The organism is Ekhidna sp., assembly GCF_965247405.1.
In the GTDB taxonomy this organism is placed as follows: Bacteria; Bacteroidota; Bacteroidia; order Cytophagales; family Cyclobacteriaceae; genus Ekhidna.
On the sequence record NZ_OZ252014.1, the window covers coordinates 3,947,968 to 3,959,740 of the forward strand.

The 11,773-nt window shown below is 39.8% G+C and carries 9 protein-coding genes; 7 read left to right on the top strand and 2 right to left on the bottom strand.

The annotated features are described in order from the left end of the window. The first annotated feature begins 67 nt into the window (after positions 1-67). The 6 genes from ACP14Y_RS18190 (at position 68) to ACP14Y_RS18215 (ending at position 5,361) form a co-directional block, all read left to right on the top strand. Positions 68-664, top strand: coding sequence for a hypothetical protein (locus tag ACP14Y_RS18190; RefSeq protein ID WP_349567157.1), 597 nt, complete (start codon positions 68-70; stop codon positions 662-664). Positions 665-736: 72 nt separating this feature from the next. Next, the gene (locus ACP14Y_RS18195) at positions 737-1,099 is read left to right on the top strand and encodes a response regulator (protein WP_349567155.1); all 363 of its coding nucleotides are present in this window, start codon (positions 737-739) and stop codon (positions 1,097-1,099) included. A 16-nt stretch (positions 1,100-1,115) separates the two neighbouring features. Then, positions 1,116-3,725: a nitrate- and nitrite sensing domain-containing protein gene (locus ACP14Y_RS18200; protein WP_424964324.1), complete on the top strand. Its 2,610-nt coding sequence runs from the start codon at positions 1,116-1,118 to the stop codon at positions 3,723-3,725. Then, a complete protein-coding gene (locus tag ACP14Y_RS18205) occupies positions 3,722-4,096 on the top strand; it encodes a response regulator (RefSeq protein ID WP_424964325.1) in 375 nt (124 codons plus the stop codon). The genes ACP14Y_RS18200 and ACP14Y_RS18205 overlap by 4 nt, the downstream gene beginning before the upstream one ends. Next, positions 4,086-4,553, top strand: coding sequence for a chemotaxis protein CheX (locus ACP14Y_RS18210; RefSeq protein ID WP_349567149.1), 468 nt, complete (start codon positions 4,086-4,088; stop codon positions 4,551-4,553). Before ACP14Y_RS18205 ends, ACP14Y_RS18210 begins: the two co-directional genes overlap by 11 nt. A gap of 31 nt (positions 4,554-4,584) precedes the next feature. Beyond that, positions 4,585-5,361 (top strand): hypothetical protein, encoded by a 777-nt coding sequence (locus ACP14Y_RS18215; RefSeq protein ID WP_424964326.1) that lies wholly within the window; start codon positions 4,585-4,587, stop codon positions 5,359-5,361. 10 nt (positions 5,362-5,371) lie between these two features. Here ACP14Y_RS18215 and ACP14Y_RS18220 read toward each other — a convergent pair whose 3' ends face one another. Next, positions 5,372-6,973: an ABC-F family ATP-binding cassette domain-containing protein gene (locus tag ACP14Y_RS18220; RefSeq protein WP_424964327.1), complete on the bottom strand. Its 1,602-nt coding sequence runs from the start codon at positions 6,971-6,973 to the stop codon at positions 5,372-5,374. A 258-nt stretch (positions 6,974-7,231) separates the two neighbouring features. Here ACP14Y_RS18220 and ACP14Y_RS18225 point away from each other — a divergent pair, with 258 nt between their 5' ends. Beyond that, complete coding sequence (locus ACP14Y_RS18225) at positions 7,232-10,669, top strand: ATP-binding protein (protein WP_424964328.1); 3,438 nt, start codon at positions 7,232-7,234, stop codon at positions 10,667-10,669. Here the strand turns inward: ACP14Y_RS18225 and ACP14Y_RS18230 are convergent. Beyond that, complete coding sequence (locus ACP14Y_RS18230) at positions 10,666-11,712, bottom strand: response regulator (protein ID WP_424964329.1); 1,047 nt, start codon at positions 11,710-11,712, stop codon at positions 10,666-10,668. The two genes, ACP14Y_RS18225 and ACP14Y_RS18230, sit on opposite strands and share 4 nt — an antisense overlap. Positions 11,713-11,773: the final 61 nt, after the last annotated feature.

The following is an 11,773-nucleotide window of genomic DNA, read 5'->3' on the forward strand; positions in this document are numbered from 1 at the left end:
CTTTAATCAGATTGAAAATAAAGGACTATTTTGACCCCAAAACCAACAAACTTATTTTGAGAAACGTATGATTGCAGATTTGAATGAAAGTGAACTTAAAATAGCCACGAAGCTAATATTCGATGGTTTGTCTATGGCTAAGTCTTCTATGGAGCAAATCCTACAGAGTCCAATATCCATTGAGAAGATAGATTATGTGAGTGCAGATTTAGACTTGGATCGTTTTGGTGGACCAAATCAGGATGTTCACCTTATCAAAACTGAGCTAATGGGGGAGTTAAAAGGTACTAGTCACCTGATTTTCTCAGAAAAAGAAGTAGCTAAGCTATATGAGGCCTGTTTGCCTGAAAAAGTAGCAAAAGATGACTCAAAAGAAAGCACCATCATGAAGTTGGGTTTTCTTACCGAGATTGATAACATGGTTTCAGCAGCAGTTATTACTGAATTTTCTAACTTTCTTGATGTAGAGATATATGGAAATGTCCCATCATTAAAAGTTTTAAAAGCAACTGAATTGAATGATTTTATAGTTAAAGAATCCAGCGAATTTGAATCAATAATTCATTTCAAAGCAGTTTTTCATGGAAAAGAGCTAGATATTTGCCCCGATTTTATTTGGGTATTTCACAATAAGTTTGTGGATAAAATTAAGGACCTGGTTTAATTACTCATTATCACCCTAATCGTGCTAAATAGGAAGTGTTAAATAAAGTGATAAAACAGTAATAAAAGTAAAATGAGCAAGAAAGTATTGATCGTTGATGACTCTATTTATATGAGGTCGTTAATCAAATCTGCAATGGAAGGTGCAGGATTTGAAGTGGTGGGTGAAGCCCAGAATGGAGAAAGTGCCATTGATTTGGCAGTTCAGTTACAACCGGATCTAATCACATTAGACAACATCCTGCCTGATATGATGGGTTTTGAAATACTCAAAGTATTGAAGGATGAGGAAGTTCCGTCCAAAGTCATCATGGTAAGTGCCGTCGGGCAGCAGACCGTAGTGAACAAAGGACTTTCTTTAGGGGCTTCAGAATATATTGTTAAACCATTTACCGAAGAGGATTTACTCAAGGTAGTAGAAAAAGTGCTTGCATAGCTTATATGCAGTTTTGATGATAAAGAGACTTACCAACCTACCCATACGCCAAAAATTTGCGGTGATTATTATCCCGCTGATAGTTATTATTTTGGCTTTTGATTATCTACAAGTCAGGTACCACTACCTTGATTATTCAGATAGTGTTCGGCTGAATAAAGCAATCACCGTAGGTATTGAGATTAATCATGTTGTCCATGAAATTCAAAAGGAACGAAGTATCTCCTCGGGGTTCCTGGCCAATGAGGGAGAAAGCTTCGGTGTTAAGCTGAGTCAGCAAAGAGAGAAGACTGATAGTACACTTCAGCAATATTACAATGAGATATCCAGTGGTGATCTTGGAGAGTTGATAGAGCTACATCGTGGTGATCTGGACGAGCTTAATACGTTTTTTGATAAGTTAACGACGCTCCGCAAAAGCATTGATCAGCATCGAATTTCTTCAGAAGAGTCCATTGATCGATTTTCAGAGATCAATAATACCGCCTTGAATACCGTTATCAAACTTATTGATGAGACCAGAGATAAAGAAATTGCTCAACAGATACATGCAATCATCTACTTCTTAAAGTCAAAGGAGTTTGCAAGTATTGAGCGAGCCATTGGAACTCAGGCGTTTTCTCATAATCACATCGGTTTTGACCTTTACAATCGGTTCACAACACTGGTTGCTCGTCAGAATTCCTATTTGGATGCTTTTGAGATTATTGCAAACGAGGAATCAACAGCGTATTATGAACAAATGGTGCAGGGTGAGGAGGTACAGGAAGTTGAACGTATGAGACAGGTAGTATTTTTGAATGACACCCTCTCAGAAAGCCCGGATCACTGGTACGATGTAAGTACAGATAAGATCAATCGGTTGAAACGGGTGGAAGACTTCATGTCTGATAGGATACAGGCGCGCACCCAGGAGATTGCAAGTCAGTCTGTAAAGAATTTCTGGACTTTTCTGATTCTGGATATTACCATTGGAATCATTGCCTTTTGGTTGATGACCACCCTGGTGACCAATTTGCTGAAAAACGTAAGCATATTGGAAGCTTTTACTCGAAGGATTTCAGCAGGAGACCTTTCAAAGAAAGTAGTCATCCCAACAAAGGATGAGTTAGGACAATATGCCAACACCTTTAATAAGATGGTGCTGGAAATACGAAAATCCCAATTTGAGCTAAGGAAGCAAAGAGATAAGGCTAAGTTCCTATATAAGAATATCTATGGAGTTTCATTAGTTGTTTTCGAAAATATTGAGCAGGGAATCTTCTTGCTCGACAAAGAATTTAAAATCTCCAAATTCCATTCAAAGGCAATGAAGGAGATTTTTAATAATGATCGAATTGCCGGTGAAAATTTCACCAACTTCATGAGGCCTCTGATACTACCAAGAGAGTTAGAAGCTTTGGAAATGTTCATGCGGCACCTGTTTAATGAAGATATGGATGAAGAGGTGGTGAACCAATTGAATCCAATAGACCAGGTGAAGATTCATACGGAGCAAAATGGCATTGTTGCTACCAAATATATCAGGGTAGAATTTACCAGAATATTCAGAAAGAATAAGATTCAGAATATTATGGTCACGGTTTCTGATGAAACTGAATCAATCTTACTACAACAACACCTAAGCGAGGCGGAGAAGAAAAAACAGCAAGAGACAGAAAGAGTGCTTAGCATTCTTAAAATTGATCCTTCTATCCTCAGAGGCTTCCTGCATAACTCGCGTAAGATGCTAAAGAGTATCTCTGAGAGGTATGAGAAGAACGATGGTGATGAGTACTCAGAGCTGCTAAGTTTTACCTTCGACATTATTCATAATCTAAAAGGTAATGCGGTGGTTATCGGCATGGAGCTGATGGCTAATAAATTCCATGAAATTGAAGAGGCGATTACTGCATTGCAATCCAAAGAGGTAAGAGGTAAAGATTTTCTTGCTATACTTTATGAGGTAGATGAGGCAGATCGGATGATTGCCGAGATAGCCGAAATGCTTTACAAAATCATCAATATTTATAAGAAGTTTCCTGCTGAAGGAGACTCTGTCTCTAATATAATGGTCATCGATTCCCTTGAAAGAGGGGCAGAGCTCATCGCCAAGGAAGAAGGAAAGACTGTAAATGTGACTTTTGATAATCTGGAGAATGTCATTCTTCCTGAAACATACATTGGTCCTTTCAAGGATATGATGATTCAGTTGATCCGAAATTCCATCGTACATGGAATAGAGGCACCTAGTGTGAGGATGAATGAAGGAAAGTCTATCACCGGTGAGATTCTCATCGAACTCTCAAAGAGCGATCATGAGCTATTCATCAGATATAAAGATGACGGCAGAGGATTAGACATGAATCGAATTAAACAGCAGGCTGTCAAAAAAGGCATTTCCTCTCAGGATGAACTTGATCAGATGGAAGATTTCGAGATGGTTGATTTGATATTCAATGAAGGATTTTCTACTGCAGATAAGTCTGATGCAAATGCAGGAAGAGGTCAGGGTATGCACCTTGTGAAATCGCTATTGAATGAACATCGTGGAGCATATGAAATCACCTATGAGGAAGGAAAAGAGTTTCAGATGATTATTAAGCTACCAGTATTAGAATCTGGAAACGAAACGGAAGAAGCATGAAAGAGCGACTGTTGATTGTGGACGATTCTTCTGTGATGAGAAGAACCATTGAAAAAAATCTTGCAGATTACGATCTGGAGATAATTGGTCAGGCAGCTAATGGAGTGGAGGCCGTGCAAATGGTGATGGACGAGAAACCCGATGTGGTGACCCTGGATATTACCATGCCGGAGATGGATGGGATTGCTTGTTTGGAGGAGATTATGAAAATCAATCCAAACACAAAAGTGATGATCATTACGGCATTAGCTGATAAGCTAACTGGCCTAATCGCTTTAGACAAAGGTGCCAGAGGGTTTATGTATAAACCGGTAAATGCGGATGATTTGGCAAAGGCATTTGATAAATTACTGAAAAGGGATGGAGAGTAGGAAAGAAGAATTCGAGGCTACCTGTAATCTGTTTATCAATTCGGTGAGCAACTATTTTAAGCACCTCACCGAAATAGATTCTGATATGAAAGTGCCATACCTGAAGGAGTCTGAAGGATTGGTGCTCAAAGACTTTACCGGTATGATTGGAATATCCGGAAGTCGTCAAGGATTTGTATATATCTCTGCAAACAAAGAAATGTTCGCAGATTTAATAAATATGTTCATTGGAATAGAAGATCCTTCCGAAGAAGATATTCTGGATATGGCGGGGGAAATTTCTAATGTTGTTGCCGGAAATGTTAGAGCCAACCTTGGCGCTAATTTCATGATTTCGGTACCTACAGTATTCGAGGGAATGCCAGAGGAACTTCATATCCCTGAAAACGTTTCAATGTATGTTATTCCCATTAAGTGGAATAATCACGAAGCGTTTGTCGTGTTAGGTTTGGATTGATAGATAGCGTAAGTCGCAAAAGGAAAAGAACGTGAGCAAAGAATCTGACTGGATTGTTAACTTTGATCGGATTGAAGATAGTACACGGAGAAATTATTTTTCGGTGCTACCTCAAGAAGAGCGATTGATGGAATATTTTTCCGATGGTTTCGTCATGAACAAACCAAAAGGAAGAGTAGGAGGAGATGGCTTTTGGCTTCATAAGCACGACGATGATGTCTATCTGGCACTTTTTACTTGCGTTGGTGAAGGGCACCTGGCCAGCATGATGATTCGCATTTATATGAATGCGCTAAAGAAAATGGTAGATGGATACTCGATTGATTTTCCCGGATCTATCCTGTTGTTTCTACATCGTGAAGTTCAGGCACGCTTCAAAGACAAAAACAATATCCTTCTCAATACCAATGCCAATGTGGGCATTGTAAAGGTCAATACCAAAAGCAAGGAAATGGAGTTCGCCGGGGCTAATATGGATCTTTTGCAGGTCAACCGAAGGGGAGTGAAAATTATACGTGGTGATGACATTCAGGTAGGTGAGCCCAGGGAGCAGAGACCAGGATACAACTCCAATACACTATCGGAAACGAAAGAGTCCAACTTTTTTCTTTGTAGTACCGGAGTTTTTAATCTGATAGGTGGTCCTGAAGAAAAGAAGATCACCAAAGGACAATTGGGTGACTTTCTACGGGAAAAACGTCAAATCCGCATGGCAGAGCAGAAGCAGCTTGCTGAGCAATATCTGATGGCCTGGACAGGCGCCAATCGTCAAAATGATGATATCATGATGATTGGCTTTAAAGCATGACCTCTATTCGCTACGCCAAAATAGCTCTTTTCTTTTCCAAAAATTCATCATAAGAGCTCAGCGTATCTGTGTATCCATTAGGGCGTAGCTCCAGAATTCTGTTGGCGATTGTCTGCGTGAATGTATGATCGTGAGAAGTGAACAGAATCGTACCCGGAAAGTCTTTCAATGAGTTATTTAAAGCCGTAATAGATTCCAGATCCAAGTGATTCGTTGGCTCATCCAGTATAAGTAAATTGGCCTCCTGCAGCATCATTCGTGATAGCATACACCTTACTTTCTCACCACCTGAAAGGACATTGCATTTCTTCAGTGTCTCTTGCCCTGAAAAGAGCATTTTTCCAAGAAATCCCCGGATGTAAACTTCATCCTTATCTTCATCTTTGGAGTATTGTCTTAGCCAGTCTATCAAATTGTCGTCCGATTGAAAATATTTCGCATTATCATTCGGTAGATAGGCGTGCGTAATGGTCTGACCAAATTTAAATGATCCGGAAGTTGCTTCCTGTTCCTGCATTAATATCTGAAAAAACGTGGTAATTGCCAGACTGTCATCACCCACCACAGCGATTTTATCGCCTTTGTTTACGAATAGATCGACATCCTTGAAGAGCGTCTCCCCATTCAATTCCTTGGTTAGGCCTTTGGTCTCAAGTATTTGATCACCAGCGGGTCTTTCCTGTTTGAAAATAATGGCAGGATACTTTCTGTTGGAAGGTTGAATTTCTTCGATGTTGATTTTTTCCAGCAACTTCTTTCTACTTGTTGCCTGCTTTGATTTGGCAGCATTAGCGCTAAATCTCGCAATGAACTCCTGCAACTCTTTCTTCTTCTCTTCCGCCTTTTTATTAGCTGCTGATCGTTGCGAAAGCGCCAGCTGACTCGATTCGTACCAAAAAGAATAGTTACCAGTAAAGAGCTTAATCTGACCAAAATCAATATCAGCGATATGAGTACAGACTGTGTCAAGAAAATGTCGGTCGTGAGAAACAACGATCAATGTATTGTTAAACTCCAATAAATGATCCTCCAACCATGAAATAGTCTGAATGTCCAGGTCGTTTGTAGGCTCATCAAGAATAAGTATGTCAGGGTTGCCAAATAGCGCCTGTGCGAGGAGCACACGTACTTTTTCAGTTCCGTTAAGTTCCTTTACGAGTTTGTAGTGATCGGCTTCTGTAATTCCTAAGCCACTTAATAAGGCAGCTGCATCTGACTCAGCATTCCAACCGTCCATGTCTGCAAACTGAGCCTCTAATTCGGAAGCTCTATTACCATCTTCTTCACTAAAGTCTGGTTTCGCATAGATCGCATCCTTTTCTTTCATTATATCCCACAATTCCTTGTGGCCTATCATCACTGTATCCAAAACAGACGTTTCGTCATATTCGTGATGGTTCTGCTTTAAGACAGCCATACGTTTTCCTGGCTCAACTTTTACAGACCCGGAGTTTGGTGTGATTTCACCTGATAGTATTTTGAGGAATGTGGATTTCCCTGCTCCATTGGCGCCAATGATGCCGTAGCAATTCCCGGGAGTAAAATTGGTATTAACATCGTCAAAGAGGACTCTTTTGCCGTACTGAAGGGAGATATTTTCCGTTGAGATCATATGCTTTCTTAATTGAACCGCGAAGTTAGTGTTTATTGTAAGTATCTGAAAGTGTGGAAGTAATATGTGTGGTAATATTGTATTATTTTAATTATTTTATTGTGTGTTTAGAGGATTAGGCTTTATTCGGTATACCTACATCGGACGTAACATGAAACCCATCGAAAGGGACTGTTTTACAAGGTATTAACATGGTTATTTGACTTATTTTGTAACCATAGATTTAAGGAAATAGATACTCGCCTTGATCGTAAGTGGATGCAGAGAAAACCCTCAACATTTAATGAACTAAGTGTAAAAAAACTGGCGAAGCGCATCATTTTTGCGTTTATTGCTGGTGTTAGTGCCGTATTGGCAATAGTCTACATTTCAAATAACCAGGTTCAAAAATTCACTGAAATAAATAGTCAGTTAGATGTTGCATTAAACCTATGTGCTGAACAACAAACGCTTAGTCAGTATCTATCTAAAAATGTATTGCTTCTTGAGGATAGCAGTGATCCCTTATCGGAATCTGTTATCAATCGTTTAGACTCTTCACTTGGGTTATTTCAAAATAATCACCAGCTCTTGAAGATTACAAACAATAAGCTCCAAGCATATGATAGAATAGATCTGGCAATTGTTGATAGTCTTTATTCAGCGAGCAACATTCCACTTTCATCATTGATTAAAAGTAGCTTCGGAATTCAGGAGGGAGCAAGCACCCATATCTTCAAACGAAATGTGCTCATACAAGAAGAAACATTTCTGCCACTTGTTAATCAACTGACTGCTGAATATAAAAGATTGGATTCTCTGGTAAATGAAAGCCTTAATCAGGTGGTATCGAGGCAGTATTGGTTTATTGGACTCACGGTCATATTAGCTGCACTCTCCGTGCTGATTTTTACCATACAATTGATAAGTATTCGCATCAATTCACATAAAAACTATTTCTATGAGTTATTCGATTCGAAAAAGCGCTATGAAAATCTCATCAGCCATACACACGACGTGGTGTATGAACTAGATGGAAATGGGCATTATACTTTCATTAATCCCGCCTTTGAGAAACTCACTCAATACTCACTCCAGGAGGCCAACGAGAAAAGGTGGTTTGAACATGTGCACAAAGATTATCGAAATGAGGTTATTGAGTTCTATTCAAGTGCAGCCCGAACTATTAAACGCTCATGTTACTACGAATTTCCAATTGTAACCAAAACGGGTGAGGTCAGATGGATTGGTCAGACCTCTGATTTCTCCTATGATAGAAATGGGAACATTGCGCTTATTTACAACATCGGAAAGGATATCACTGATCAAAAGATAGCCACTGAGAAAGAGGAAAGATATAAAGATGGTTTAAGGTTACTTAATGAGCTGAACGCCAAAACAGAACTCAGTATTCAGGAACGTCTGGAGGATGGACTGAAGCTGTGCCAGGAATATTTAAATCTTGAGGTCGGAATTGTGAGTAAAATCTGGATGGATGAATATCGAATTGCAGCATTCTACCCGGAAAGTTGTGGCCTGGAAAACAATCAGAAATTTAAGCTTGGAGATACATATTGTGATATAACACTGCGTGAGAAGGGAAAAGTATTGAGTATTGATGATATGAATGATTCTGCTCATAATAGGCATCCATGCTTTGAGAACTTCAAACTGGAATCTTACATAGGGTCAGCTTACCGAGTAGACGGAAAAGTGGCGGGTACGGTCAATTTCACTAGTACCAATGCTCGTAGGCAACCATTCTCTGAATATGAACTAGATTTCGTAACTCTTGTATCTAAGTGGGTCGGTTCGTTAATGGAATTGCAAGAAAGCCATGAGAGGTTGGAAACGGAGCGAGAACTCCTAAAAACATTCATTTCGTCTGCCCCTGCAGCCATTGCAATGTTCGATAAGCACATGAACTATATCTCAGCAAGCGAGAAATGGTTGAAAGATCAGAATATAAAAGGAAAGGTTGTTGGTAAGTCTCATTACAAGGTTTTTCCTGAGATCCCTACAGAGTGGAAGAATATGCACCAGCGTGCACTCAGGGGCGAGGTGATAAAGCCTGGAATAGAGAAATTTGAAAGAGCGGATGGTTCGATACAATGGCTTCAAGGAGAGATACATCCATGGTATACGAGTAAAGATAAAATCGGAGGGATCATCATATTTATCAATGATTTGACGGATATGAAGCGTCAGGAGGTTGAGCTGAGAAAGGCGAAAGAAGAAGCTGAAGCCGCTGGTAAAGTGAAGGAACAATTCTTGTCCACCATGAGCCATGAGATAAGGACACCTTTAAATGCAATCATTGGTACAACCCAACTACTGGAGATGGAACATCCGGAGTTATCAGATAGCAACAGATTGAAGATGTTGAAGTTTGGAAGCAGCAATTTACTGGCTCTTATTAATGATATTCTTGATGTTCAAAAAATCGAATCAGGTCATCTGGATATCGTGGAAGAAGACGTGAACCTGAAGGATTTGGCCGAAAACATTGTAGAGACCTGGAAAGCTGTTCCAAGGGGCAGTGATGTAGCGGTTAAGCTCAGCTATTCTCCTAAGCTGGGTACATTTTATAAATGCGATGAGGTGAGACTTACTCAGGTGCTCAATAACCTGATTAGCAATGCAGTGAAATTCACTGAAAAAGGTTCTGTAGAGCTTAAGATTGAATTTTCTAAAGACAAGCAGATTCAATTCTCGGTCTCCGATACAGGCATTGGTATTCCTGAGGATAAACTCGAAACCATTTTCGAATCATTTAAACAAATTAATAATCCTCAGTCTTTAAAAGCCGGAGGTACGGGACTTGGTCTTTCAATTTCGAAACGCCTGGTTGACTTAATGAGTGGAGAGCTTAAAGTGGAATCGAAACTTGGTAAAGGAACAACTTTCTTTTTCCAGCTACCACTAGAGGTTTCGATGGTCAATCAAGACAAGAAAGCCAGACAGATATCAGATGCCAATCTGAAACTCCATGTTCTTTTGGTGGAAGATAACATTGCCAATCAGGAAATTGCCAAAGGTTTTCTAAATAGATGGGGTGTGAAGGTTGACCTGGCGAATCATGGAAAAGAAGCCCTGAAGAAAATCAAAAGCAAAGCCTATGACCTTATGCTCATAGATGTACGAATGCCGGTAATGGATGGGTATGAAGCGACACGCAAAATAAGAGCCATGAAGGGAGACTACTTCAAAAATCTTCCAATCATAGCCCTAACGGCCAGTACGTTAGCGGAATCTCGTTCGAAGATGGAAGATTGTGGGATGAACGAAATTGTTTCCAAACCATTTGATCCACCCGATCTTTTTGAAAAAGTCAGTCGTTTGGGCAGGAAAGAAATGTACCATTCAGGCAATGAAAAAACAAAAGATAAAGATTCGTCCAAAGGTCTTTATTTTGAATTCTTGACGGACGTTTTAGGAGGTGATGAAGAGAAGGTGATGATGATTGCCAATATGGCTGTACAATCAATCAGCGATGATTTAAAGGGGAGCAAAGCAACTTTGGAGGCTCAGGACAGAGAGCGAACCTATAATTATCTGCATCGGATGAAATCAAATCTTGCCAATCTGGATATGAGAGAGTTAGCGGGCAGGATGCCGGATTACAAAGCAGAGGATTTCTGGGAGGAGCTGCCCTCGTTTTTAGATGAAGTGGAAGTGGCGATGGAAAAATTACAGGTTCGTCTGATTGAAAACTAAAACTTAACCCCTTTAATTTTCTCAGGTTTTAATATTGTAATGGCACTGCCGTTTATCTCGATCCATTTATCTTTCTTAAACTCAGATAGAATTCGAATGACCGACTCTGTGGCTGTACCCACCATTCCAGCCAGATCTGCTCGAGATACATCTACAGTCACATTTTCCATTTCCCCGGAATAGGCCTCATACAATTTCATCAAAGAATCAGCTGTGCGCTTTCTGACCGTATTGTAGGCCATCTCCATGAGTTCTTTCTCTCTCTCTGAGAGGTTATTAGATAGCAATTTGATGAATTGACCAGAAATTTCTCTGTTGTTAAAGATCAACTGTTGAAAGTCGTCTTTGGGTATCAGCATTAATTCAGAGTCTTCCATTGCCTCTGCAAACTCAGTACGTGATGAGTCCTGAATGATGGATCGTTCACCAAGGAAATCACCTTCTTTCCGGATGTCATGGATAAACTCCTTTCCATCCTCATTAATGTGATAGGTTTTGATTTTGCCTCTTATAATCTTGAAGACAAAGTTGCTAAAGTCTCCTTCACGATAAATGATGTCCTTCTTTTTATACTGCTGTGTTTTACGTTCTTTTTCCAGATCTGCAATATTCTGGTAGTTAGAGGCATGCTGCACCAGTTCTTCTACCTCAGAAATACTTGAGAGTTCATCATATTTTTTGAGTCTTCGTTCAATGGCACCCAAGAGTTCCATTTCTTCAAAAGGCTTGGTGATGTAATCATCGGCACCCATATTCATTCCTTTCCTGAAATCGGTTTTTTCTGCTTTGGCTGTAAGAAAGATGAATGGGAGTGAGGTGGTTTCAGGGTTTTTTGAAAGGATGTATAGTACTTCATATCCATCCATTTCCGGCATCATGATATCGCACAGAATAAGATTTGGTGGCAAAGCAAGTGCCTTTTTAACGCCCTCTTTTCCATTCGGAGCAGCGTCCACCTCATAATTAGATAGCTCAAGAAGTTCAATGATGTTTTCCCGTACATCATCCTGATCTTCGATGACTAAAATGCGTTTTTTGCTCATGGGTATAGGTGCTTATCTGATCGTGCCAAATTACAAAAAAGCATGACGATAATCATTGTTG